At 51.0% G+C, this 26,663-nt stretch carries 19 protein-coding genes; 12 read left to right on the top strand and 7 right to left on the bottom strand.

Annotation, left to right across the window (positions count from 1 at the left end; all coding sequences use genetic code 11):
* Nucleotides 1–34: 34 nt before the first annotated feature.
* From ACYVAD_RS01125 to rhaT, 5 genes are all read left to right on the top strand, one after another.
* A complete protein-coding gene (locus tag ACYVAD_RS01125) occupies nucleotides 35–2,194 on the top strand; it encodes a bifunctional aldolase/short-chain dehydrogenase (RefSeq protein WP_461137625.1) in 2,160 nt (719 codons plus the stop codon).
* 129 nt (nucleotides 2,195–2,323) lie between these two features.
* Nucleotides 2,324–3,598, top strand: a complete 1,275-nt coding sequence (locus ACYVAD_RS01120; RefSeq protein WP_461137624.1) for a sugar isomerase — start codon at nucleotides 2,324–2,326, stop codon at nucleotides 3,596–3,598.
* 92 nt (nucleotides 3,599–3,690) lie between these two features.
* Nucleotides 3,691–5,091: an FGGY-family carbohydrate kinase gene (locus tag ACYVAD_RS01115; protein WP_461137623.1), complete on the top strand. Its 1,401-nt coding sequence runs from the start codon at nucleotides 3,691–3,693 to the stop codon at nucleotides 5,089–5,091.
* Between the two features lie 12 nt (nucleotides 5,092–5,103).
* A complete protein-coding gene (locus ACYVAD_RS01110) occupies nucleotides 5,104–6,120 on the top strand; it encodes a GntR family transcriptional regulator (RefSeq protein ID WP_461137622.1) in 1,017 nt (338 codons plus the stop codon).
* 21 nt (nucleotides 6,121–6,141) lie between these two features.
* Complete coding sequence (gene rhaT / locus ACYVAD_RS01105) at nucleotides 6,142–7,176, top strand: L-rhamnose/proton symporter RhaT (RefSeq protein ID WP_461137621.1); 1,035 nt, start codon at nucleotides 6,142–6,144, stop codon at nucleotides 7,174–7,176.
* A gap of 93 nt (nucleotides 7,177–7,269) precedes the next feature.
* Here rhaT and ACYVAD_RS01100 read toward each other — a convergent pair whose 3' ends face one another.
* From ACYVAD_RS01100 to ACYVAD_RS01090, 3 genes are all read right to left on the bottom strand, one after another.
* The gene (locus tag ACYVAD_RS01100) at nucleotides 7,270–10,524 is read right to left on the bottom strand and encodes a TonB-dependent receptor (protein WP_461137620.1); all 3,255 of its coding nucleotides are present in this window, start codon (nucleotides 10,522–10,524) and stop codon (nucleotides 7,270–7,272) included.
* A gap of 203 nt (nucleotides 10,525–10,727) precedes the next feature.
* Nucleotides 10,728–12,206 (bottom strand): RagB/SusD family nutrient uptake outer membrane protein, encoded by a 1,479-nt coding sequence (locus ACYVAD_RS01095; protein ID WP_461137619.1) that lies wholly within the window; start codon nucleotides 12,204–12,206, stop codon nucleotides 10,728–10,730.
* A gap of 14 nt (nucleotides 12,207–12,220) precedes the next feature.
* Nucleotides 12,221–15,406: a SusC/RagA family TonB-linked outer membrane protein gene (locus ACYVAD_RS01090; RefSeq protein WP_461137618.1), complete on the bottom strand. Its 3,186-nt coding sequence runs from the start codon at nucleotides 15,404–15,406 to the stop codon at nucleotides 12,221–12,223.
* Nucleotides 15,407–15,542: 136 nt separating this feature from the next.
* On the opposite strand from ACYVAD_RS01090, the gene ACYVAD_RS01085 reads away from it, so the two are divergent.
* Nucleotides 15,543–16,889, top strand: coding sequence for an amidohydrolase (locus ACYVAD_RS01085; RefSeq protein WP_461137617.1), 1,347 nt, complete (start codon nucleotides 15,543–15,545; stop codon nucleotides 16,887–16,889).
* Nucleotides 16,890–16,959: 70 nt separating this feature from the next.
* On the opposite strand, the gene hemH is transcribed toward ACYVAD_RS01085, so the two are convergent.
* Together hemH and ACYVAD_RS01075 are read right to left on the bottom strand one after the other, a co-directional pair.
* Entirely contained in the window at nucleotides 16,960–18,024 is a 1,065-nt protein-coding gene (hemH, locus tag ACYVAD_RS01080) for a ferrochelatase (RefSeq protein ID WP_461137616.1), read from the bottom strand.
* 51 nt (nucleotides 18,025–18,075) lie between these two features.
* Nucleotides 18,076–18,852: a hypothetical protein gene (locus tag ACYVAD_RS01075; RefSeq protein WP_461137615.1), complete on the bottom strand. Its 777-nt coding sequence runs from the start codon at nucleotides 18,850–18,852 to the stop codon at nucleotides 18,076–18,078.
* Nucleotides 18,853–18,980: 128 nt separating this feature from the next.
* Between ACYVAD_RS01075 and ACYVAD_RS01070 the strand changes: the two genes are divergently transcribed.
* On the top strand, nucleotides 18,981–19,922 hold the full coding sequence (locus ACYVAD_RS01070; RefSeq protein ID WP_461137614.1) for a LysR substrate-binding domain-containing protein: 942 nt from the start codon (nucleotides 18,981–18,983) through the stop codon (nucleotides 19,920–19,922).
* Between the two features lies 1 nt (nucleotide 19,923).
* On the opposite strand, the gene ACYVAD_RS01065 is transcribed toward ACYVAD_RS01070, so the two are convergent.
* A complete protein-coding gene (locus ACYVAD_RS01065) occupies nucleotides 19,924–20,739 on the bottom strand; it encodes a hypothetical protein (protein WP_461137613.1) in 816 nt (271 codons plus the stop codon).
* 49 nt (nucleotides 20,740–20,788) lie between these two features.
* Nucleotides 20,789–22,051, bottom strand: coding sequence for an NAD(P)/FAD-dependent oxidoreductase (locus tag ACYVAD_RS01060; protein ID WP_461137612.1), 1,263 nt, complete (start codon nucleotides 22,049–22,051; stop codon nucleotides 20,789–20,791).
* A 226-nt stretch (nucleotides 22,052–22,277) separates the two neighbouring features.
* Between ACYVAD_RS01060 and ACYVAD_RS01055 the strand changes: the two genes are divergently transcribed.
* The 5 genes from ACYVAD_RS01055 (at nucleotide 22,278) to ACYVAD_RS01035 (ending at nucleotide 26,633) form a co-directional block, all read left to right on the top strand.
* Entirely contained in the window at nucleotides 22,278–22,910 is a 633-nt protein-coding gene (locus ACYVAD_RS01055) for an anthranilate synthase component II (protein ID WP_461137611.1), read from the top strand.
* Nucleotides 22,891–23,667 (top strand): alpha/beta fold hydrolase, encoded by a 777-nt coding sequence (locus ACYVAD_RS01050; RefSeq protein WP_461137610.1) that lies wholly within the window; start codon nucleotides 22,891–22,893, stop codon nucleotides 23,665–23,667. Before ACYVAD_RS01055 ends, ACYVAD_RS01050 begins: the two co-directional genes overlap by 20 nt.
* A gap of 149 nt (nucleotides 23,668–23,816) precedes the next feature.
* Entirely contained in the window at nucleotides 23,817–24,485 is a 669-nt protein-coding gene (locus ACYVAD_RS01045) for a CBS domain-containing protein (RefSeq protein WP_461137609.1), read from the top strand.
* A gap of 75 nt (nucleotides 24,486–24,560) precedes the next feature.
* On the top strand, nucleotides 24,561–25,436 hold the full coding sequence (locus ACYVAD_RS01040; protein WP_461137608.1) for an NAD kinase: 876 nt from the start codon (nucleotides 24,561–24,563) through the stop codon (nucleotides 25,434–25,436).
* Nucleotides 25,437–25,622: 186 nt separating this feature from the next.
* Nucleotides 25,623–26,633 carry a hypothetical protein gene (locus tag ACYVAD_RS01035; RefSeq protein WP_461137607.1) on the top strand — a complete coding sequence of 337 codons (1,011 nt, stop codon included), beginning with the start codon at nucleotides 25,623–25,625 and terminating at the stop codon, nucleotides 26,631–26,633.
* Nucleotides 26,634–26,663: the final 30 nt, after the last annotated feature.

Raw genomic sequence — 26,663 nt, 5'->3', positions numbered from 1 at the left:
GCGACGGCTTGTCCCGAGCCTTTAGAATGAGACTATGATAAGTAATTCCAATACATTAGCCGAACGTCGGTCAGCCTCCGATTTCAAGCATGTTAGCTATTTATGGGACGATGCTAAAGCCGCTGAGCTGGCAGGCGATGAAGTCGCTCTCTTCATCTATCGCTCCAATATCCTGGGCGCCGACCTGCGCCTAACCAATTACGGCGGGGGCAACACATCCGTGAAGATTGTCGACAAAGACCCGCTGACCGGACAGAACGTCGACGTCATGTGGATCAAAGGCTCCGGGGGCGATATTGGTACGCTGACAAAAGCAGGTTGTGCTGCTCTGTATCTGGACCGGCTGCGGAGTCTGGAGAAAGTATATCGGGGACTGGAGTTTGAAGACGAAATGGTTGAGTTATTCAACTACTCGATCTTCGATCTGGCGTCGAAAGCGCCGTCCATCGATACGCCTTTGCACGGTTTTCTGCCGTTTAAACACATTGACCACCTGCATCCTGACGCAGCTATTGCCATTGCGGCTGCCAAGGATGGCAAACGTATTACTGACGACCTGTTCGGCGGAGAAGTTGGCTGGGTGGAGTGGCAGCGGCCCGGTTTCGATCTGGGGCTGAAACTGCGGGCCTGCCTGGACGAAGCAGCCGCGCGGGGCGTCAGCCTCCGAGGTATCATGTTGGGTTCACATGGCCTGTTCACCTGGGGCGATACGTCCTACGAAAGCTACGTGAACACGCTGGAGGTGATTGAGCTCTGCGCGGAATACCTGGAAAGTAATTTTGGTAAGAAGCGCCCTGTATTCGGGGGGCAGAAACTGGAAAGCTTATCAGCTGACAACCGGCAGAAACAGGCGGGTCAACTGGCTCCTGTGCTTCGGGGGTTTTGTTCCTCCGAGCGGACGATGGTTGGCCACTTTACTGACGACGAACGGGTACTCGAATTTATCAACTCGGAAGATCTAGCCAGACTGGCTCCGATGGGGACGAGCTGCCCCGACCATTTCCTGCGTACCAAAATCAGCCCGCTGGTGCTGGAACTGACTTCCGACGAGGATTTATCGGATGTGGCAGCGCTGAAAGCGAAGCTGACTCCAGCTTTCGAGACGTATCGGGCTATGTACGCGGATTATTACAATGCCTGCAAGCACCCGAATAGCCCGGCCATGCGCGACCCAAATCCGGTGGTGATTCTGTATCCGGGGGTGGGGATGTTCACCTTTGCTAAGGATAAAACCACGGCCCGGCTGGCATCGGAGTATTATATCAATGCCGTTAACGTCATGAAAGGGGCCGAAGCCGTGTCGGAATATACGGCCCTGCCCCGGCAGGAAGCCTTCAATATCGAGTACTGGCTGCTCGAAGAAGCCAAGCTGCAACGGATGCCGAAGCCGAAATCCTTGTCGGGCCGGGTTGCTTTGGTGACGGGGAGCGCCGGTGGTATCGGTAAAGCCATCGCAAAGAAATTTGCGGAAGAAGGAGCCGTAGTGGTGTTGAACGACATTAATGAAGAGCGGTTGGCGGGTGCAAAAGACGAGTTTACCAAGAAATTCGGTCGCGATGCCGTGGCGACAACCCTGCTGGACGTAACGAACGCCGACAGTATTGTGGCCGCTATGGAAGCTGCTTCGCTGGCGTTTGGTGGCGTCGATATTATCGTTAATAACGCAGGGATCAGCATCTCTAAACCCATTGAAAATCACACGCTGACCGACTGGGATAAACTGTATGATATTCTGGTGAAAGGCCAGTTCCTGGTGACGCAGGCGGCCGTGGACGTAATGCGTAAGCAGGGCATTGGGGGCGATGTGATAAACATTGTCAGTAAAAACGCGCTGGTGTCAGGACCCAATAACGCGGGTTATGGCTCGGCAAAAGCCGCCCAACTGCACCTGAGTCGCCTGAACGCGGCTGAGCTGGGTGGCGATCGTATTCGCGTCAATGTCGTGAACCCAGATGCTGTCATTGCCGACTCCAATATCTGGGCGGGCGGCTGGGCCGAAGGCCGGGCGAAAGCCTACGGTATTACCGTTGAGGAACTGCCCGCCTACTATGCCAAACGCACATTGCTGAACGAGGCCATTCTGCCCGATGATATTGCCAACGCCTGCTTCGCCTTTGTGGGAGGCCTACTTGGTAAATCAACTGGTAACGTATTGAACGTCGATGGTGGTGTCGCCATGGCGTTTGTGAGATAAAAAAAGAAGGAGGAGGAGAGGAGGAAGGAACAAAGAAAAGTCTAGACGCAACTGTTTCCTTCCATTCAACTCTACTCGCCCCCTCTTCCCTTTCCTCTTTCCTCCCTGTTCCTTTTCCTTCCTTTTCCTATGACCCTCGATCCTAACTTTATTGCCGATTATAATAGCCGCCACCTGACCGCGCACCAACGCAAACTATCTTATTGGACGCAGGAAGTGGCGACGGCAGAACCCGTTATTCAGAAACTGATCGACTTTCAGATCGCTATTCCCAGTTGGGCGCTTGGCACGGGCGGTACCCGTTTTGGCCGCTTCGGGGGCGGTGGGGAGCCGCGTAGTCTGGAAGAAAAGATTGACGATGTAGGGCTGCTACATGCCCTCAACCGAGCTAGTGGTGCTATTTCGCTGCATATTCCCTGGGATATTCCGGGTGATGTAGCTGCTATTCAACAGCAGGCAACTTCACATGGGTTAGTGTTTGATGCTGTTAACTCCAATACGTTCCAGGATCAGCCGGATCAGGCAAATAGCTATAAGTTTGGCTCGCTCCAACACGTTGATCGGGCTGTTCGCCAGCAGGCTATTGATCACAACATCGAGGTCATTCGGCATGGAATTTCACTCGGGTCAAAATCGCTGACCGTCTGGTTATCTGACGGATCATGCTTTCCGGGGCAGCTCAACTTCCGTAAAGCCTTCGAGCGAACTCTCAGCGGCTTGCAAGAAATCTATGCCGCCCTGCCTGATGACTGGAAAATGTTCGTTGAATACAAAGCGTTCGAACCCAATTTCTATTCGATGACGGTTGGCGACTGGGGCAGCAGCTACCTCTATGCCAACAAGCTGGGGCCGAAAGCATACACGTTGGTTGACCTGGGTCATCATCTGCCCAACGCCAATATCGAACAGATCGTAGCAATCCTTTTGAATGAAGGCAAGCTCGGTGGTTTTCATTTCAACGACTCCAAATACGGTGACGACGATCTGACGGCAGGCAGTATCAAGCCTTACCAGCTCTTTTTGATTTTCAACGAACTGGTCGATGGTATGGATGCCCGCGGCATGAGTCATACGAAAGACCTGGGCTGGATGATCGATGCCAGCCATAACGTAAAAGATCCGCTGGAAGATCTGCTGCAAAGTGTCGAAGCCATCCAACTGGCCTATGCCCAGGCGCTATTGGTTGATCGGCCGGCGCTGGAAGAGGCTCGCGACGCGAATGATGTCGTAACAGCGCAGGAAATTTTGCAGGAAGCCTTCCGGACGGATGTTCGGCCCTTAGTTGCCGAAGCGCGCTTGCGGGCCGGTGGGGCATTGAATCCGCTGGGTCTGTTCCGCCACCTTAATGTCCGTCAGCAACTCATCAACGAGCGCGGCCTCAAAACCGTAGCAACGGGACTGTAATTAAAGAGCGAAAAATGGCTGACGCATAAATCGCTTTTGCGCTCTGCTTTAATAGTCTGATTTTATCCTTTCGCTCTTTCACTCTTTCGCCTATGCCCTTTCCCGTAATCGCCGTAATTGACGTTGGTAAGACCAATAAGAAGCTGTTTCTGTTCGATCAGCAGTACCGGATCGTGTGGGAAAAAAGTCAGCAGCTACCCGAAACGGTGGACGAAGACGGTGACGCCTGTGAGGACGTTGGTGGGTTGACTCAGTGGGTGAGGGGCGTGATGAATGAGGTACTGGCATTACCCGAGTTCGACGTAAGGGCATTAAACTTCTCGACCTACGGGGCTAGCTTTGTGTATCTCGATGCTGAAGGGAAGCCAGTCGGTCAGCTGTATAACTACCTGAAACCCTTTCCTGAGTCGTTACGTCGACAGTTTGTGGAACAGTACGATCCGGCGGGGGAACTGGCGCTGCAAACGGCATCACCCTTAATGGATAGCCTCAATTCGGGATTGATGCTGTACCGGATTAGACACGACAAACCACCGGTGTTCGACCAGATACAGCACGCCTTACACCTGCCTCAATACTTAAGCTATCTGTTTACGGGGGAGGTGGTAACGGACGTAACGAGTATTGGCTGCCATACACTGCTCTGGGATTTTAACCGGCAGCGGTACCATGACTGGGTAACGACCGAAGGGTTCGATCGTCTGTTCGGAAACCTGCTTCCCGCCGATCAGGTTGCGGGAACTATGCTGGGAAAGAAGGTGCGCGTTGGTGGGGGATTACATGATTCGTCGGCCGCCCTGATTCCGTATCTGGCTTCGTTTCCGGAGCCTTTTCTGCTGATTTCGACCGGAACCTGGTGCATTAGCCTGAATCCATTCAACGCTGATCCGCTGACGGCCGAGGAGTTGGAAAACGATTGCCTCTGCTTCCTGCAATATAAAGGTCAGCCCGTTAAAGCCAGCCGGTTGTTTGCGGGCTATGAGCATGAGCAGCAGACGAAACGACTGGCCGCGCATTTTACCGTATCGGCGGATTATTACAAGCAGGTCTGCTACGACGAATCACTGGTCGAGAAACTTCGCCAGAATGAGCCAATTCGTTGGAAGGACGGGGCGGGAATCGTCCGTGACTCTGGTTTTGGCGAACGGGAGCTGGAGCAGTTTCCGGATTATGAAACGGCGTATCATCAGTTTATGATTGACCTGATGGCCGCGCAAGTAGCTTCGGTCGCGCTGGTGCTAACGGATAATAGTACTGCGCTGTCGCGAATTTACGTCGATGGCGGCTTCAGTCATAACCTATTGTACATGAATCTGCTGGCGGCTGCTTTTCCGCAACACACGGTTTTAGCAGCCTCGGTAGCGCAGGCAACGGCGCTGGGTGCGGCTCTGGCTATTCATAGTGAGTGGAATCCACTGCCGGTTCCCGCCGATCTGATTATGCTTCGTTCGTACGCAACGTCCCAGTCGTTACCGGTCCGTACTCCGGTCTAGCTTCAGTAGTATATGCTTCAGCAAATCGCTATCAATGACTTTTCGAGTACACCCAAGTACGTTCAGATTTACAATTCGATCGTGGAGGGTATTCGGAATAAAGACATTCTGCCGGGCGATAAGCTGCCGTCTATTTTTGAGATCTGTGCCGAATTCGATGTGTCGAAGCGCACCGTGGAGCGGGCCTATGACCTGCTGAAGGAAAAGAAAATTATTGATTCAACGAAGGGCAAAGGTTCGTACATCAACGACCTGGAACTGGATCGGCAGCTCAAGGTTTTTCTCCTGTTCAATAAACTCAGCGCTCACAAAAAACTCATCTATGACGCCTTCGTAGCCGAGCTCGGTGCCGATGTGTCGATTGATTTTTTTATCTACAATAATGAGTTTCGGCTGTTCAAGAATCTATTGCTGAACCACGCTCACGGCTACACCCATTACGTCATCATAGCCCACTTTTTCGACGGCGATGAACGAGTCATTGATCTGCTAAATACCCTGCCTAAGCATAAACTGATCGTGATGGACAAGCTGATCGGCGGGTTGACGGGGAAGTATTCAGCCGTGTATCAGGACTTTGAGAACGATCTATATCAGGCCCTCCGCGATGCGTTGCCGCAGCTGAGCAAGTACACAACACTCAATATTCTCTTTCCAGCCTATACCTATCACCCAACGGCTATTCTGAACGGGTTCCACCGGTTCTGTTCGGAATACGGCTTTGGGGCCAGGGTCGTGCATGACCTGCAACAGGTGGATGTTCAACCCGGAAATGCGTTTATTAACCTGGTCGAAGAAGATTTAGTCACGCTGATCAAGTGTATCAAAGATACGACGTATCAGGTTGGGCAGGAGGTCGGAATTCTGTCGTACAACGAAACCCAGCTTAAAGAAGTCCTCCTGGACGGGATCACGGTTATCTCGACTGATTTTGCTCAGATGGGTCGTACGGCGGCTCAACTCGTGCGGGGCGATACGATCCGGCAACTCAAAAATCCTTTTCAGCTCATTGTTCGAAAATCCCTTTAATCGTTTACTTCCTAAACCTGTATGAGTTCATTACTAGGCGTTTTTTTTCATGCACTCGGCGGCTACGCATCCGGGACGTTTTATATTCCATTCCGACGGGTAAAAGGCTGGTCCTGGGAAAGCGCCTGGATTGTCGGCGGATTGGCTTCGTGGATCATTGTTCCGTGGGTGATGGGGTCGCTGACGGTTATCAACATGACCCAGGCGATCAGCAACGCCGATGGTTCGACACTGGGCTGGACGTTCCTGTTCGGGCTGCTCTGGGGCATTGGCGGACTGACGTTTGGGCTGTCGATGCGGTACCTGGGGATCTCGCTGGGTATGGCCGTCGCACTGGGTTATTGTTCGGCCTTTGGCACGCTGGTGCCGCCCCTGTGGGAAGGCAAGTTCGATGAATTACTACATACGCGTTCCGGGCAGTTTACGCTGGCTGGGGTAGCTGTCTGTCTGCTAGGAATTGCCGTTTGCGGCCGGGCCGGTTTCCGGAAAGAAAAGGAACTGGACGCCGACCAGCAGAAAGAAACCGTTGCCGAGTTCGACCTACGGAAAGGTATTGGTGTTGCGACCGTATCGGGGATTCTGAGTGCCTGTTTTGCCTTTGGCCTGACGGCGGGTAAGCCCATTGCCCAGCTGGCGCTCCAGAACGGTACTAATCCTTTGTTTCAAAACAATGCCATCTATCCGGTTCTGCTGCTGGGCGGCTTCACGACGAACCTGATCTGGTGCCTGATTCTGAACCGACGTAACAACAGCTTCGGTGATTACCTGGCCTCCGACAAGCCGCTGGGGCGTAATTATTTCTGGGCCATTCTGGCCGGAACGACCTGGTATTTTCAATTCTTTTTCTATGGTATGGGCGACGCCTATTTGGGCGACGAGTTCCGTTTTGCGGGCTGGACGCTCCACATGGCGTTTATTATTACGTTCAGTACCATCTGGGGCCTTGCCCTGAAAGAGTGGAAAGGCGCTAGTCCCGCTACGTACCGGGTTGTTTACACCGGGCTGGCGCTTATTATCCTGTCGACCGTATTGATCGGCATGGGTAGCCAGTTCTAAAGTTGGTGTAGTCGTTGGTAAACGTTGAGCCCCGATCCTAATTAGGAACGGGGCTCGTTACGTTGGGTGGATAGAGAAATGATTCTTGTCAACTTAGAATGAATACCGGACACCAAGCTGCATCTGCCAGCGCGATCCCAGCGGATCAATCGAGTAGGGTGTTGTTGGCCGGCTCCAGGTATAAGTCGGATCACCCGATGTCGGGTTGCTGGCCGGAGTCAGACCGATCGATGCGGTCGAGTTGAACGTATTGGGCGAGAAGTAGTAATAGCCCAGCTTCTTGTCGACCAGATTCAGAAAGTTCAGAATGTCGTAGGAGAACTGAAGTGAATGACCATTCTGCAGCTTGATTTCATGCAGGAAGCGCAGGTCCATCGTGTTGTTCCAGGGCGTCCTGCCACCGTTACGTTCGGTAAACTGTCCCATCCGGCTGCTCAAGTATTTATCATTTTGAACGAAAGCCATAAATTCCTGCGCCTGTGTGCTGTTTGGAATTAGCCGTTGCGCTTCGGTCAGATCTTTCGGAATGTACGCCAGGCTGTTGGCCTGTCCGGTCCCATCGATAGTACGGTTCACAAAACCCCAGGAATAAGGTGATCCCGACTGGAAGGAGTAGAACAGCGTAACGGTCGTGGCGTTGCTTGGATTCCAGGTATGGCGATAGTTAACCGTACCAACAATGCGGTGGCGGATGTCGAAGTTCGAGTAGGCCAGCGACGGGTTATTCGGTGACAGCGCTTGGTTCAGCTGCCAGTTCGATTCCATCGAGTTACGAATCCCGTTGGTCAGGTCGAACGCTTTGCCATACGTGTAAGCCGCCGAGAAACCAAAACCCGCCGAGTAGTTCTTCTGGATTTGCGCCGTCAGGTTGTAGCGGTATCCCTGGTTGGTATTCGACAACAGGTAGGCATTGGCGAAGTTGTTGTCGATTCGCTGCGCACCGGCCGCACCCGTCGATGACACGTAGATTGGCTGCTGCTTCTGCGTGTCGTAGCTGTAGTAACGGACCACGTCTTTCGTGTTGACCTGCTGGAATTTTAGGTCATGAATAACTTTCGTGTATAGGCCTTCGAGCGTAAGCTTGTAGCCAGCGATGGTGTAGTCAACGGCTAGATTCGCCCGGAACATTTGCGGCATTTTGAAATTATTGTCGATCAGGTCGACCTGTGTCCGCCGGACACCACCGTTGGCCGAATTGTTATTGATGGCCAGCGCACCGCCCGGTGTCAATGGATCACCAACGAGTTTGGTCGATGCCGTTGCGTTGTTGTTAAAGTCATACGCTCCATAACCAACACCGTTGTTATAAAAGGCATAGCCCAGCCACGCGAACGGAATTCGGCCGGTGAACAGTCCCGCGCCCCCACGAATCACAACGCTCTTGTCGCCCTTGGCGTCGATGTACAGACCCAGTCGGGGTGACACCTGTACGTTGTTCAGGTACGAGTTGGTGATTTTATTGAGTGGGGTATAGGTGTACGTCGTACCGTAATTTGGATCTCCGGTCGACGACGTTACCTGCGAACTCAACGTCGGTTTGTTGGGCAACCCTGTGTAATCAAGACGAATACCCGGCGACAGTTTGATGCGGTCGGTTAGCTGAATATCGTCCTGCGCGTAGAGGCTGAAGAGGTTGACATTGAAGTGCGCGTATGGATTGTTGAACTGGGCGTCCAGGCTGTTGCTGGCATCCCCGAACGGATACGAACCCCGCACCCGGTTGGGCAACTTGATCAGAAAGTTCTGCACACCATCGCGAGCGGGCGTATTAGTCGTCGTGTTTGCCGCCGTACCCGCATACGAGATTCGCCCGTTAGGCGAGTTGACAAAACCGTAATCGATGGTGTATAACTCGTTGTGCGTACCCACCGTAAAGGTGTTGATTCCCTTATAGAACGTAAAGTTGTCGGTGATTTCGAACGTCTTCTGGCGTAGGTTGAATACTGAAGCTTCACGGTCATTACCCAGGAAGATCGTGCCTCCGTTGTAGGCAATTTCTACCTGAGGGAACGTACGTACGTTTGATAGCGTCGTGCGGTAATCGTGTACCGTCGAGTAGCCCATGATCAGGCTGTTCGATGCGCGACCACCAAGCTGCGTTTTCAACTCGGCTACCGTGCTGCTCTGGTTGTTATTCTGCCGGAAGTCGATGCTGCCGAAACGGAAGTTGGCCGCGTCGCGCTCCAGATTGGTAGCTTCCGAGAAGACCGTGTTATTCCGAATGCTCAACTGGTTCTTGGCGTTGATATTCCAGTCGAGCCGGTTGAAGAATTTCGTGCTTTTCGAGTAGATCGAGTAATCCCCGTACGAACCTGCGTCGAGGCCATAGTTGGTTTTAACAAAGTCCGAAATCTGCTGAGCGACGGCTACGTCTTTGATCAGTGACGAAGCAGAGCCGGTCTGAAACTGGACGGGATCCTGGCGGTTGGTGATTTCTTCATTCGTGAAGAAGAACAGTTTGTCCTTGATCAGTGGCAGACCAACCCGGAAACCTGTCTGGTATTCGTGAAAAGTGCTGGGTAGTTTTTCTTTTGCCCCAGCTGCGCCGTTCCAGGTACCCGTCAGCGCGGCATTGCGACCAAAACCATAAACTGAACCCGTTACTTTATTCGTACCACTGCGCGTTACGGCATTAACCGAACCACCCAGGAAGTTACCCAGCCGAACGTCGAAAGGGGCCACGGCTACCTGAATATCCTGAATAGCGTCGAGGCTGACCGGGTTCGTCCGCGTGCTCGAACCGGGTTGCCCCGATGTACCAGTCGAGCCACCTAACGACGGGCTGAAGCCAATAGCGTCGTTGTTGATAGCGCCGTCGATGGTGACGTTGTTATAGCGGAAGTTGGTTCCGGCAAACGAGTTCTGGTTATTGACCTGAGGTGTTAGCCGGGTCATATCGGTCAGACTGCGCGAAATGGTCGGCAGTCGGCGGATGGTTTCGCTGCCAACGTTGATACCAGCGCCCTCGCGTTCACCACCCCGGTTGCCTTTTACCACTACTTCCTTCAGCGTGGCGCTGGCATCTTCCAGCACAACGTTCAGCGTGGTCGTTTCTCCCAATGGCAACGTAACGTCAGAGCGGGTCGCGGTTTTGTAGCTAACGTAAGAAACAGAGACTTCGTAAGGGCCACCCGCGCTCATGTTGTTAATCCGGTAGCGACCATCCGCGTCGGTAACGGCAGCGTACTTCGCGCCCGTAGGGGTATATAGCGCCTGGACCGTAGCGCCGATCAGGCTTTCTTTCTTGGCATCAGTGACGCGGCCACTAAGGGCACTAGTCGTCACCTGAGCCCAGGTTAACGTAGTGACAAATAAACAGATAAATAGAGTAAAGCTACAGCGTTTCATTCGAGAGTCGAATTGTTGACGCTGCAAATGTCACTGAGTAATATTGCCTATATGTTATCCTATTGTTACGAAGTATGATAAGTTGATTAAAAGTTAATTAATGCGCTGTTTACCAATGGATAAGTGATGGAATAACGTGGAATAAACCAAAAGCCTGATTACAACACGTAATCAGGCTTTTATATACCTATGACCTAGGCTATTTACAGCGGGTTCTGCACGATCGCTTTGTTGGAGTTAATCTCCCGTTGAGGAATCAAGAACTCCCACTGCTTATCGCCAGCGGCTACGTCGAAAAGAACCGCCACGGCTGAGTTCGCGTTGGTATTGTTTCGATTCAAAGGCTGGTTCAGTCGTTTCAGGTCCGTAAAGCGGAAGCCTTCTCCCCATAGTTCGATACGACGCTGAAACATAATTTCATCGACCAGCGCCGTACCCGTTTTCGTTGATTTCGCATACGTGGCATCACGTTTGCCGACCAGATCGAAAAGAACCGTAGCAGCCTGGGCACTATTGCCCTGACGAGCCAAAGCTTCGGCTTCGATCAAATACATTTCACTTGCTCGCATGTAGGGAACGTCACCCATGGTGCTGGTTGATGGTGTGCCTGGCAGACGAAATTTTTGCGTCATGTACGCTACCCGAACGCCACCCGTCGGAACGATGGAGTTGGATGTCGTTGGTGCTTTGACCCACATCTTCGACCGAACATCGGACGTTGGAATCTGATCGTAGATAACGCGGTTAATCACTTTGGGATCAACCCGAATATTAGTCGAGTTGAAGTTAGAGGAGATATACGAGAAGAAAGCCCCGAAATACTCTGTCTGATCTTCGAGGTGGTCGAAGCCCCACATCCACTCGGGATTCTGAATATCCGAGAAGCCTTCCTGATACTGAGCGACCGTCATCGGCGAGTAGCTCTTACGAGCTTCGTTCGCGTATTTAGCCGCATCGGCCCAGTTCTGCTGCGCCAGCGCTACTCGTGCCTGAAATCCTTTAATCACATCCAGATTGATATGCGATTTATACGTCCGGGTAGCGGTCAGCAACGTAGCCGCTTCGGCCAGATCTTTATTGATCTGCGTGTAAATCTCTTCCACCGTCGCACGGGGCAGTCCGTCGGTAATAGGTGTTAGAACCAGTGGTACCGCTGGCTGAGCGTTTGGCTTAGCGCTGGCGTCGTACCGTTTGCCATACAACTGAACCAGGTTGAAGTAAGAAAATGCCCGAATGCCAAGCGCTTCCCCTTTGATTTGGTTACGTTCAGCTTGTGTGCCCGTTGCGTTGTCAATATTGGCAACAGCAATGTTTGCGTTACCGATCAGACGGTAATATAACTGATAAGGTAATTGATTACCGTTAGAGGTTGCGCTACGGTGCGCTTGCCAACGGGTTTCATCCAGATGCCAGTTATTGGCCGTGTTTGGTATGATAACATCTTCACCCAATACGTCGAGAATGATCATCATAGCTGGATGACCGAAGTGGCCTTGCGAACTCAGGTACCGAACGATCATAGCCCGGTAGATACCATTGATGGCCGCCGTGGCATTCTTGGTGGTCGCGTACGCGGCATTAGCATCAACGCTACCGGTGGGAGCCGTTTCTAAATAATCTTTTTCGCATGAGGCCGTCAGCAGACCTACCGCCAGCAGTATCGATAAATATCTTTTTTTCATTGTCTTGTTGATGCTTATAGGTCGAAGGAAATTCCCATAACTAAGCTTTTAGCTGGGCTGTAGGAATTGCTGGTAACACCTGAGAACGCCTGTTGAACATTCATACCGATCCGACGTGATAGGAAAAGCAGATTTTCTCCGCTCACGTATACTTGTGCGTTCTGCAAGAAGGCTTTGCGCGATATTGTATTAGGGATCTGGTAGGACAAAGTGATTGAACGAAGACTTAGGTAACTGGCATCAATCAGCCAACGATCCGAAGCTGCGTTGAAATCAGAGGTACGAGCCGCGTCCATCCGAGGAACATTGGTCAGATCGCCAGGCTTTTGCCAGCGATTCAGAATATCAACGTGTTTCGCGTTTCCGTAATCTCCGGAACTCATTAGCGCAGCATAAGCGCCATCGTAGGTCTTGCCACCAATTTGGTAAACGAACAGCGCCGATAAAGACAGCCCCTTGTAACGGAACGTGTTTGTGAAGCCTCCTGATACGGCTGGAATTGATGTGCCTGCATAACGATAACGAGCGTTGTTTACATTGGTCGTCAGCGTATCGCCCGCTTCGGTAATCGTGGAATTGGATGCAACGTAATTCATCGCCCGGTACCACACTTCGCCCGTTTGTGGATTCACGCCTTTAAATTCTCGCAGCCAATAGTCGTAAATAGAGCGGCCCACTGCCAATTTCTTGGTACCGTCAATAATTTCAGGCGTTTCCTCTGGCATCTTCGTGATTTGGTTCTTGATGCGGGTTGCATTCAGATCCAATCGCCAGGTGAATGACTTCGTCCGGATTGGCTCAATACCAAGTTCCAGTTCAACCCCCCGGTTATATAACGTACCGATGTTGCGGGTAACGGTCGTGATACCTGCCGATAGCGGTAGTGGAACGGCAAAAAGCAGGTTGGAAGACCGACGATCAAAGTACTCGACCGAACCAGAAACGCGCCCGTTAAACAGGCCAAACTCGACACCTACATCAAACGCATTGCTTGATTCCCATTCCAGACTCCGGTTCCCCAGACTCGATTGAAGGATACCCGCTTCTGTAGCGTTGTTCCAGTTCAGGTTGAACAAAGGTTGCCAGGCGTAATAGCTAATCGTATTATTCTGTGCGAACTGGCCCGTATTGCCTCCGCCATCATTACCCGTCTGACCATAAGAAGCGCGTAATTTCAGCAGATTGACGGAAGGTATCGCTTTGATGAAATTTTCCTGATCCAGTCGCCAGGCACCACTGACCGAATAGAAATTACCCCAACGAGCATCCCGATAGAATTTACTGGAACCATCGCGACGGGCTGAGAACGACACAAAGTACTTCTGGTCGTAATCATAATTGAAACGAGATAAATAACCTTCGATACGGCGGGTGTTATACACCGATGATAGATTCGTAGTCGTCGTGAAATTGATCAGTTCATAGTTACCATCCAAAATCTGCTGCGAACGAGAGCCAGTCAGGTTGTTATCGTTCACCTGATAATTTTCGTGGCCCACCAGCACATCAAAGTTGTGACGGCCAATTGACTTATCGTAGGTTAATAACTGGTTCAGGTTGAAGCTCGAAATGTTCTGGAACTCATGCGACGCACGACCCGCGGGCGCCCCATCACCAACAATGGGGTTGCCGTAGGTGTATTCGTTGTAATTTGTGATATCAGTACCGACGTTGGTCGAAAACTTGAAATCTTTGAGGAAAGTTACTTCGGCATAACCACGTGCACTAAGCACGTTCCGGCGGTAGTAGTTCTGGTTCAGCGTCGTTTCACCAACCGAATGGCGACCACCGAAAGCTGGGCGGGCAGGTAGCCCCTGAGATGTCAGGTTTCCTAGATCCCAAACGCGGCTACCATCAGCGTTCCTCAGGAATTGACCAGGGTTAGCTGGGTCATACGCGTAGACAGGATAAATGGGACCGATATTACGAGAGAAGTAGAAAGGGTTAACAAAACTGGTACTACCGTCGGCGTCCGCCTGGTTTGACCGGGTGATGGTTGCGGCAATGTTGGCACCAGCGCGGAACCATGGTTTAACCTGAGAATTGACGTTCAGGCGACCCGTAAACCGATCAAAATCTGAGCGGATAAGATATCCCTTATCATTTAGATAAGATGCAGAAATCAAATAATCGGACCGGTTCTGACCACCAGAAATAGTGAGGTTGATCTCATCCCGGTTTCCCTGCCGCATGATCGGGTTCTGCCAGTTGAAGTCATCGGCCGAATAGAGTAGCGTTGCATTTGGATTAAGCTGGCCATCTGTATTAACGACCTGATTATTCGGTACGTTATAGACGTTGTACCCAACTAGGCTAATCAATTGATCCGTCGCCTGCTGGTTCGCCGTAGCAAGTGGGACTGGATTAGTAGCCCGGTAGGCAACGCTGTTCCGGTAGGCTTCCCACATCAGCGGATAATATTCGCCGACACCAACACGATGGTATTCGGGAATGCCGCGGGTACTGATCCCTTTCGTGTACCGAACGTTGATAACGTTACGATCTTTCTGACCTTTCTTTGTTGTCACAACCACAACGCCGTTAGCAGCTCGGGCGCCGTATAGAGCGGTCGAAGCAGCATCCTTCAGAACTGAGATATTCTCGATATCGTTAGGGCTAATATTGCCGATGTTTCCTGAATAAGGAACGCCGTCCACTACGTAGAGGGGGTCGTTGCCGGACGAAATCGAGCCAAATCCCCGAATACGGATATCAGGAGCGGAACCCGGCTGACCGCTGCCAACTGTAGTCTGTACACCGGGCGTTGAGCCTGAAAGCGCCTGAACAACGTTGGATATAGGACGGGCGGCAATCGCTTTCGCATCAATTGTTCCGGCGGAACCGGTAAAATTGGCACGCTTGGCTGTACCGAAGGTGGTTACGATGACCTCGTCCAGATTAGCTGCGTCAGGTTCCAGTTGGACCGCAAGGCTCGACTGATTGCCAACCGTAACTTCCTGAGAACGATAGCCGATAAAGCTAAAAACGAGCCGACTGCCTGCTGAGGTACTCATCTTGTAGTTACCCTCAGCGTCGCTGGTCGTACCACGAGTCGTCCCTTTTACCTGGATGCTCACGCCAGGGAGACCTGAGCCATCTTCTGATGAAGTCACTCTACCACTGATTGTAATATCCTGCGCCAGAACTGGTAAGCAGAACAGTACAGATAGCAGCCAACTTCCTAATAGAAGTTTTCTCATAAGATTTGCTGATGTATTGTTTTGAGTTAAGAAAGTAAGGCTACAAAATTAATCGTGTATTAATGCGTGTCAATATTTTATTTTGATTTATATTTAATTTTCAATCTTTACTTCTTAAAATATAATTATTTATAAAATGATACTAAAGGGTGTATGTATTTCATTTTTCTTAGTTGGAGGGTTGTCGCCTATCTATTTATTTGGTCAGACTATATCGACAAATACACGTATCGATAAATTAGCGGAAAGCCTTGAGCAAAAGGTAGTTACTTGGCGACGGGACTTTCACCAACACCCTGAGCTGGGTAATCGAGAGTTTCAGACGGCGGCCAAAATTGCAGCTCATCTACAATCGCTGGGTATGGACGTAAAAACGGGCGTTGGTAAAACCGGCGTCGTTGGGTTACTGAAGGGAGGGCACCCTGGGCCGGTGGTTGCTTTGCGGGCCGATATGGATGGTTTGCCCGTAACGGAGCGTGTCGACCTGCCGTTTAAATCAGCCGTAAAAACGGAATACAATGGTCAGCAAACGGGCGTTATGCACGCCTGTGGCCACGATACTCACGTAGCAATGCTGATGGGGGCTGCCGAAATCCTAGCCTCCATGAAGAATGATCTGAAAGGTACGGTGAAATTTATTTTTCAACCCGCCGAAGAAGGCGCACCAACCGGCGAAGAAGGCGGAGCTTACCTAATGGTGAAAGAGGGCGTGCTGGAAAACCCGAAAGTTGACGCCATTTTCGGTTTGCACATCAACTCCCAAACCGAAGTCGGAACGATTAAGTATCGCCCTGGTGCGACCATGGCCGCCGTCGATTCGTACGCTATCAAGGTGAAAGGAAAACAAACGCATGGTGCGTCGCCCTGGTCGGGGGTTGACCCGATTGTGACCGCATCGCAGATTGTAATGGGCCTTCAGACTATAGTGAGTCGCAATTTGCCACTCACCGAAAACGCAGCCGTCGTGACAGTCGGAGCTATTCACGGTGGGATTCGGCAAAACATTATTCCCGAAGAGGTAAGTATGATTGGTACGATCCGATCGCTGGACGCTACCATGCAGAAAACCATTCACCGCCGAATCAATGAGATTGCTACGAACATTGCCGAAAGTGCTGGAGCCAAAGCTGACGTAGACATCAATATCATGTACCCGGCTACGTATAACGATCTAAAACTGACTGACCAGATGGTACCGACGCTGGAAGCCGTAGCCGGTAAAGCCAACGTAAAAATTACGCCTGCTCAGACCGGAGCGGAGGACTTTTCTTTCTATCAGGAAAAAATTCCAGGGTTCTTCTACTTTCTGGGCGGAATGAGCAAAGGCAAAAAGCTGGAGGATGCTGCACCACACCACACCCCCGATTTTCAGATTGACGAAAGCTGTTTCGTGCTGGGTATGAAATCACTTTGTCATCTGGCTGTCGACTATATGGAACAGGGCAAGCCAATGGCTAAAGCGACGACCGCTACGGGTAAATAAATTGCAAAGGCACGTAACAAAAGAGGGATGATCTAGTGATCATCCCTCTTTTGTTACGTGCCTTTGATAATTAAGCCGTTTTTACCAGATCAACCAACGTTTCAATCCAGATAGGGCTGTCGTTTAAGCTTTCGACCAGTTGCCAGTGCTGTCCCCCGTGTTCTTCGAACATCTCTTTGTATTCGACGCCCACCTCGATGGTAGTTTCCAGGCAGTCGGCTACGAACGCGGGCGAGAAGGCCAGTACGCTTTTAACTCCTTTCGCTCCTAATTCTTTGATGACGTCGTCCGTATAGGGTTTGATCCAGGGATCGCTGCCCAGCCGCGACTGGAAACTGGTGGTGTATTTTCCTTCGGGAATGCCTAGTTCCTTCACCAGTCGGCGGGTCGTTTCAAAACACTGCGCCCGGTAGCAATGCTGGTTCGTGGCGTGTAGTGAACCGCAGCAATCACCGAATTTGCAGACATTTCGCGTTACGTCTCCCTTTCGGATCTGGCTCTCGGGCAAGCCGTGGTAGCTGAACAGAATATGATCGTAGTCGTAGCTGTCCATGTATTTGCGGCCGAGCCGGACAAATCCCTCAATGAACTTCGGGTGTTCCAGGAAACGATTAATAAAGCGAATCTCCGGGATGACCTGCCAGTCTTTCACAATGTTCATTACCTTCTCGTAAACGGATCCGGTGGAAGCCGACGCGTACTGGGGAAAGAATGGGATCACGATGATATTCGTCAGGCCCATCTGTTGAAACGCCTGTAGCCCTACGTCGATGCTGGGGTTCTGGTAGCGCATAGCCAGTTTGACGACGTAATCGTCGCCCAGCGCTTTTTGCAGTTCCCGCTCGACGACTTGGCCATAATATTTCAGCGGGGACCCAGTTTCGCTCCACAACTGCTTGTAAACCTTAGCGGATTTCGGTGCCCGAAAGGGAACAATTATACCGTTGATGAGCAGAAAACGAGGGACAAATGGGATATCGATGACGCGACCATCCATCAGAAACTCGCGCAGATATTTGCGAACGTCCGGAACCGATGGACTGTCGGGGGTACCAAGATTAACAATTAACACGCCCGTTTTGCCGAATCGGGTTGGCTGGTCGACGGTAGGTACTGGTAAAACAGATGCTTCCATGCGAGGAAAACAGTGATCGAATTGAGTTAGTTGCGGAGTATGAACCTTATGTTAATGGGCCTGTGGATAGCGGCTTAAATCGGTTCGGGTAAAGTCGCTGAACACCTCGCCGGGTAGACCCGTAAAAACCATGATATCGCTGATATCCCGTACCCCCCGCTCGCCGGATAACAGAATACTGCCGTATTGCTTATAGTCCAACCACGGAACCGTAAACATCGGCTGCGCATCGGTCGCTTTGGCAAAATGCGCCCACTGGTTTACCAGATGCTGCTTCGGATCAACCCAGATCCAGAATTTGTCCGGCGCCTGTTTGAACGTCATTTGTAGCAAATCCGCTGGTTTACCCGTTTGATTGGGCCGTTTGCCCAGGTACTTGAGGGTTACGCCCGGATCTTTCAACTTGAACGGTAAGACCAGCCAATACGTATCGTTTAGCCAGCGATTCTTGCCTTGTCTCAGAAAAAAACCGAGGGAATCGGTCGCTAAAATTTCGTGCCCGTTACGATAGACGCGCCCCTGATCGTTGTTGACATTTAAAAGCACTGTCTGATCATCCTGCAAATTGTCAATTCGTACCAAGCCGTTCCACTTATCCCAAACGAGTCGGCGTATGTTCTGAAAAGTCCAGGCAATGAGGTGAGTGTCTTCCCAAGCCTGTCGTCCGCCCATGGCAGCCATGACCTGGTCGGCAATCTGAATAGCTCTGTGGTCTGAACCGGCCCGGTTAAAACCCGGAGCTGCCGGATTAGGCGAGTTGGCGAGTTGAGCCAGTGCAGCTGTGTTACCAATCGCCCAGAAAACAAGAATAAGTAACCGTGTTCTCATATACGTCAACGATTCTGCGACAAAATTAGAACAGGAATCGTCTTGTTTGGTTTGATAGAATCTATGTTTGTATCAATTTTATTGATGATGTTAGCGATTGGAGCTGTTCATAAACCTATTCTTGTACGATGACACTGTCCCAACTTGATTATATCGTAGCTGTTGATACGTACCGCCACTTCTCTACGGCGGCCGATGCTTGCCACGTAACGCAGCCAACGCTCAGCATGCAGATTCAGAAGCTGGAAGATGAGCTGGGCGTGTTGGTATTTGATCGGTCCAAACAGCCGGTTGTACCGACAGAAGCCGGAAAAGCAATTCTGGCGCAGGCGCGGGAAGTTTTGCGGGCGGCCCAGCGCATTCCTGAAATTGTCAGCGAGTCGAAAGAAGATTTCCGGGGTGATCTGCGCATCGGTGTTATTCCTACGCTGGCTCCTTATTTGCTGCCGTATTTTATCACGGAATTTGTCGAGAAATACCCGGCTGTATCGGTTCAGATCCAGGAACTGGTGACGGAGCAGATCATTGATCAATTAAAAAATGGGCTGGTTGATGTAGGGCTGGTTGTTACGCCCCTCTCGGAGAACGGCATTACCGAAATTCCTCTCTTTCAGGAACCGTTTGTTGTGTACACGGCCGGCTCGCATCCGATGGCTAAAAAAGAAACCGTAAGCGCAGAAGCACTGGACACGGATGGACTGTGGCTGCTGACCGAAGGGCATTGTTTTCGTAGTCAAGTCATCAATCTGTGTGGCACCGACCGCCTGCCGACCGGTTACTCTGGTTTACGTTACGAAACGGGCTCCCTGGAAACGTTGATTAAATTAATTGATCGGCAGGAGGGCTTTACGCTGCTACCTTATCTGGCTACGCTTGATCTGGATTCGACCCGGAAAGAACGGCTGCGGTCTTTCAACGCGCCCGTGCCGGTTCGGGAGGTCAGTCTGGTTACTCATCGGAGTTTTCTGAAACGACGACTGATCAATGCCTTGCGGGACGAGATCTTATTACGGTTACCACAGGAACTACTGAAAAAGCAGAAAGCAAACCGGGTTGTGGCCCTGTCCTGATTTAAGGACGTCTTTTGAGCGCCTGACGACGGTCGCGTTCCAGTTGTCGGTAGGCAGTATTAAAGTCCGTGCCGTCTACGATCGCTTGGCTGAGCCGGGTAACACCGATTGGGCCAACGATACGTAACCAGCGCGCCACTTCGTCGGCCGCCGTCTGATACGCCAGCATAACGTGCCGGTAACTGCCGCCGAAAAACTCTTTGGTTGTTTCGAGTTCCGTTAACTTCAGCATGGGAGCCCGGTGTAAGTAGCGTCTTGGCGGAGGAATTGTCTCTTCGTCTGAGAAACTGTCCGTTTGCCAGACGGCTGGGTCGGTAAATCGATAGTCGACCATCAGCGCCAGCCCCTCGTTGAACCATTGTGGTATCTGACGCTTCACGCGCCACCAGCCCAGCCGAGCGAAAAGCTCGTCGTGGCAGAGTTCATGCGCGATCACATCCGAGTTGTTGCCGTCGGGTCCCAACACCAGATAAGACGTTCCCCAGGGCGTTCCCAGGCTACAACCGGCTCCTTCGCCCCCCAGGCAATATTGCTCATAAACCTCCTGTTGCGGACAGTAGATCAAAATGGCTTGTCCCCGTAGGCCGCCCCAGAACGTTCGAATACGTTGCCGCGCGGTTGCAATGTGCGCTTTGAGTTGGGCCTGTTGATGAGTCGTTGCGGTATTGGATACGTAGAGCCCGGTAGAGTCAGTTAGTCGTTTAAAATCAGCCGACTGACTCACCCAAATGCAACGGATCACATGTGGATATAACAGCGCGAATGCCACAGGAACCGCAATGAGCAGGGGTAAAACGTAACGAACTAAGACGCGCATAGAACAAGCAATCGGGTGGGCAAAGGAACGGAGCGGTGATGGCGTAACGTCAACTCTGCTTCTCAATAATCAGTTCGGCAACCTGCCGACCAGTCTGCATCGCTGCGTTCAGTGATGGATAAGCGGTCCAGTCTCCGCACTGGTACATATTATTACCCAGTCGCAGCGGCTGATGAACTGAATACGGCGTGTAGGCGGGCAACGCCTTGGGAATATGATAAGTCCGCAGATAACGCCATTGGCTAACCTCCTCGCCGAACCAGTTGGTTAGCTCGCGTAGAATTCGCTCGGTCAAAGCTTCTTCATTAATGGTTTCCAGTTCCTGCGTACTAACCGAAATCAGAGATTGTCCGGTGGGAGCATAAGCGGGCGCTACGTCGCTCATTACGGCCAGATTGTGAACGGCAGAAGCCCGATGTGGATTCAACATCAGCAGTTGTTTGTCGTTCGGGCTGCCTGGGGCGGCAAAATACGTACAGGTCGTGTGCGTGAAGGCTCGATCCGTTGGAGTGGCATGACCAGTGAGCCGAGCAGCCTGTGTGGCATCCACCGCCAGAATAACGTGATCTGCCGAAACCGACTGTCCGTTACCGAGGGTAAGGGTACGACCCTCCAGTCGCTGAACTGGACTGTTAAGTTGAATCTGATCGGGCGAAAGTCGATTGGCCAGTTGGTTCGGAATAGCGCCAATACCCTTAGCGGGAATGGCAGCATCACCCACGAAAAACATCCGAAAGCAAAATTCAAAGAAGTTACTTGAGGTGTTGAGTGCATCTTCCAAAAAAACGCCCCCGAAAAAAGGCCGGAAGAAACGATCAATAATCTGTTCGGAAAAACCAATCGACCGCAAAAAGTCTAGCGTCGTTGCTGGGGTTTGGTAGAATAGATCATCAATAGGAAGCTCCTGTGTTCTTCTGAGTAGTTCGACAATATGCACCTTGTCGCTCAGCGTGCCAACCGGTGACGCCAGCGTCTGAAACACGGAGGTGGGCTCCTGAAATGGATTGATCAGGCTGATCCAGGGTTGCGATTTAGTTGTATCCGGTTGGTGAATCAGCGCTCCCGAGCGGAATGACTTCAGGTCAAGCGCCGTGTAATTCAGCAGTCGCTGCGCTTCCGGGTACGCCGTCAATAAAATCTGAAAGCCCCGGTCAAGTTGAAAACCATCTACCACATCCGTCCGGACCCGACCACCGACTGCATCATCCGCTTCGAGAAGTAGGGCATCAATACCCGCCTGCTTTAAGTATACGGCGCAGGTAAGGCCAGCCATGCCAGCGCCAACAATGATAACAGGGTAATGGGTAGTCATAGGGCAAGTGGTTTGATTCGATACCATGAATAAACGCCAAAATTAGCGACTGTGCTTTCCTTACTCACTTAGCTATTTGGGTAGAGGTAGTATTTTTTTTATAAAATTTGCACTTTTTGAATTTAATAAAAAGATAATATGCTGTTAGTCAATTAGTAAGTTTCTTTGGTTGTTGATTTTTTTAGTAAAGCATTAATTTTGTGCTGTTCGTTTGTGTTATAGGGGCATGAACCTGCTGGTTGTCGACAATTTTGACTCGTTTACCTATATGCTGGTGGACTATCTGCACCAGGCAGGAGCTACGTGCCGGGTGGTACGAAACAATGCGTCAATGAGGACGTTTGTCGAAGAACCTGTTGATGGTGTGGTGCTATCGCCCGGACCGAGAACACCACACCAGGCGGGGAAGCTGCTTGACTTGATTGAGCTGTATCAGGGGCAGGTGCCTTTATTAGGAGTTTGTCTGGGGCATCAGGCATTAGGTCAATTTTTCGGTGCAAAGCTGCAGCGGGCGTCGCAGCCAATGCACGGAAAAGTATCGGCGGTGCGGGTGCTGGAACCGCAGGATGAGCTAATGCGGAATTTGCCCATTACGTTCAACGTAACGCGTTATCACTCGTTGCTGCTGAGAGACCTGCCTGACACACTGGTGCCGCTGGTAGTAACAGAGGCAGATGAATTAATGGCTATGCGACACCGGTCGCTTCCCATATGGGGGGTGCAGTTTCACCCCGAGGCAGCCCTGACCGAATACGGGATTCAGCTGCTGAAAAACTGGATTGACATTGTATTATTAACCAGAAAAAACGTGTCCACCGCGTTAAGAAAGGTAGAAGAGTATGAACTATCAAATTCGTGAGGAGGCTGGCTTCCGGTACGTAGATGAAGGCCAGGGTGAAGTATTGCTGCTATTACACGGGTTGTTCGGTGCCCTGAGTAACTGGGATAGCGTGATCACTACGTTTTCGGACCGATACCGGGTAATTATTCCCATGCTTCCCATTTACGAAATGCCCATCCGGCAGGCTAGTCTGGAGGGATTGGTGGCGTTCATTGAGAAGTTTGTTACGCAGAAAGACCTGACCGACATGACGTTGCTTGGCAATTCGCTCGGAGGGCACCTGGCTCTTCTCTATACCTTTAAAAATCCGGATCAGGTTCGGCGGCTGGTACTTACCGGAAGCTCGGGCCTGTTCGAGAACGGCATGGGTGGCTCATTCCCGAAACGGGGGAGTTACGACTACATCGCCGAGCGGGTTGCTTACACCTTCTATGATCCGAAAGTAGCCTCGAAAGAATTGATCGATGAGGTTTTCGAAATAACGAGCAGTATCCCTAAATGTATGAGCATTGTTGGGATAGCCAAATCAGCGCAACGGAATAACGTCGCCAAAGATTTGTATCAGATTCAGGTCCCAGCCCTGCTGGTCTGGGGATTGAACGACACGATTACTCCCGCGGAGGTAGGCCACGAGTTCAATCGGCTGATCGCTGACTCAGAGCTACATTTTATCGATAAGTGCTGTCACGCGCCCATGATGGAGCGCCCTAACCAGTTCAATGCATTGCTGGAGAACTGGCTCGTTCGGCACCCCGTAACTGAACTCGCCGTTTAATCAATAGGGGTCAGCTCGAGCTAGGATAACCAAAAAGAAAGGGATTTACCACACAAAACGGTGAGGAATCCGCTTTTTCGCTAAGTTTCGGAAACTAAGGCCGACTATCCGTAGTTTTTTCATATACCGTTCTCCTAAGCTAATTGATTATGCTGGCTGCCGAACTTATAGACCCGATGCTCCCAGCCCTGAAACCAACGGATACGGTTGGACAGGCGCTCGACTGGATGCAGGAACATCGTATCGGACAACTTGTGCTCACCGATCAAACTGGATACCAGGGTATTGTCAGCGAAGAACTTCTGATGGATGTCGTGAATGACGAACAGCCGTTGGGCAGTGTTATGCGCCTGTTCGATCAACTGTACGTATACGAAGGACAACATCTGTTCGAGATCCTGGGTATAGCGCTCAAGAACCGGATGGATGTCATTGCTGTGCTCAGCGAAGGCGGTGAATTTACGGGAACAATTTCGACGGCTGAATTACTCAAACAGTTTGCCAACGAACTGGGTGTACAGGAGGCCGGTGCTATTCTGATTCTGAATCTGAACGAGCGGGATTACTCCATGGCCGAAATAAGCCGTCTGGTTGAGTCTAACAACGTTAAAATCATCAGCAGCTATTACGCTAGTGCCGCCTACGGAATGCCCGACCGTTCCCGCTTGACACTGAAACTGAATCGTCGCGAAATTGCCCCGGTTGTATCAACGCTCGAACGATTCGGGTACCAGATTGAAGCCGCGTTTGCCAACGTACCTGTCGAAAGTATCGATCAGGAGCGGCTTGACTCGCTGTTACGTTACTTAAGTACGTAGTGTGTCCTGTTGGATTTAGCGCAGCGTCATAAATAGAGGGCCTGTGTAAATGGCTTTGCACTAATCACGTCACGAATGAAAATTGCCATTCACGGGCGCAACTTTCCCGAATCAGCCCGTCCTTACATTCAATCTATGTTTGATGAGCTGGCTAAGCGGCAGGCCAGCGTCATTATCTCTCAGGACTACCGCGATTTTCTAGACAATGCGGGTGTTACGCACTACAGCCAGGACATATACAGCATTGATAAAGGCGTATCGGATGCCGATTTTATCTTTAGCCTGGGGGGCGATGGAACCCTTCTGGACGCCGTTACGCATGTTGGGCCGCATCAGATCCCAATTATTGGCATCAATATTGGACGGCTTGGCTTTTTAGCAACCGTAGCCCCCGCTTCGATTCGGCTAATGATCGATTCACTCTTTAACGAGCAGTATTCGATTGACGAACGAACCTTGGTGAGTGTCCAGTCCAGCCAGGATATTTTCGGTCAGCTACCGTTTGGCCTGAACGATTTTACCATCACCCGAACGCAGACATCGTCCATGATTACGGTTCATTCGTATCTGGATGGCGAGTTTCTGAATTCGTATTGGGCAGATGGCCTGATCATTTCCACGCCATCCGGATCGACAGGATACTCGCTGAGCTGCGGAGGACCAGTGCTGTTGCCACAGACAAATAATTTCATTATTACGCCGATCAGTCCGCATAATCTTAACGTCCGGCCCATGATCGTTATGGATAGCTGCAAGCTGTCATTCGAAGTGGAAAGTCGGAGTGGAAATTTTTTGGCGGCCCTGGACTCGCGCTCGTTTACAGTTGATACGTCGGTACGTATCAGTGTACAGAAAGAATCGTTCAAAGCTCGGCTAGTTAAGCTGAATGACGATAATTTTCTGAATACGTTACGGAGTAAGTTGAACTGGGGGTGGGATATTCGTAATTGATGGATAAAACTTTCATTTGAGCTTTTGTCTGAAGGCCAGGATTGAAAAATGTAACGTACTTTGCCTATCAGTTACACAAACTGGAGTACAAATTTTCGTATTTGAGCCAATAAAATATACTCAGCGGCCGTTTCGGAAATGGCTGGCTTCGGGCTCAGACGAAGTTGATTCACGTATTTGACGCATATGAATAAATATAAGTATCTGGTAGCTGGCATGGCCACAGCGCTGGCACTGGCTGGTTCGGCTACCATCAGTCTGGCTCAACGAAAACCTAACACGCAGTTTACACCGTATTCATCCGTTTCATTTGGTGCTGGTTCATCGCACTACTACGGTGACTTGGCGGGTTACAAACGGCCTTTACGCGCCACCTTCATCCTGCCCCGCTGGAATGTCGGCCTGGGATACACGCGTCAGTTTACGCCTAATTTTGCCGCCCGCGCTTCGTTCACCTGGGCTCGTATCGTTGGTGATGACTACACATTCTATCGGGACGATATTGAAAAATACTTGGTTCAATACGCCCGAAACCTGCACTTTCGCAATGACCTGAAAGAATTCGCGGTAACAGGTATCTACAATATCATTCCTGACGGACGCAGTCCAGAGCGACGGGCTAAGTTTACACCGTACGTTTTTGCCGGTTTAGCCTTGGTGGCGCATAGCCCCGAAGCCCGCACACCAGCAGCACCCAATAATGAGCCGTATGAAGCGCAGCAATGGGTAAAGTTGCAGCCTTTGCATACGGAGGGACAAGGTCAGCCTGGTAAGGATAAACCGTATTCTCTAGTAACGGCCTCTGTTCCAGTTGGCATTGGTGCCCGTTATCGGATCAACGATATGTTTAACGTTGGTTTTGAAATAGGTTTCCGATACACCTTTACGGACTATCTGGACGATGTTGGTGGTCCTTACGCAGATCCTGTTAGCCTGGAGGGCCTAGCTCGTGTTATGGCCGATCGGCGTTTCGAGCAGAATGCTGCCCGGTACAAAAACAACCCGCCGAATCGTTACCAGGCATTAACTGATTTGTTTAGTAATGGCACGCCAGATCAACAGGCTGCTGTTCAGAGTGCGTTAACGACCGAGCCCGCCCGTGGTGCGGATGGTCATTTGAATGATGGGTATATGCTGACTAATATTTCCATTCAGTATGTTATCCCTAGTAAGATTAAATGTCCTCCAATCCGGTAATCTCCGTGTAAGCATTTGTCCTTACTTAGG

This window comes from Spirosoma pomorum, assembly GCF_054776615.1.
Note: the sequence above shows the minus strand (reverse complement) of the source record. Positions and strands in the feature narration are given on the sequence as shown.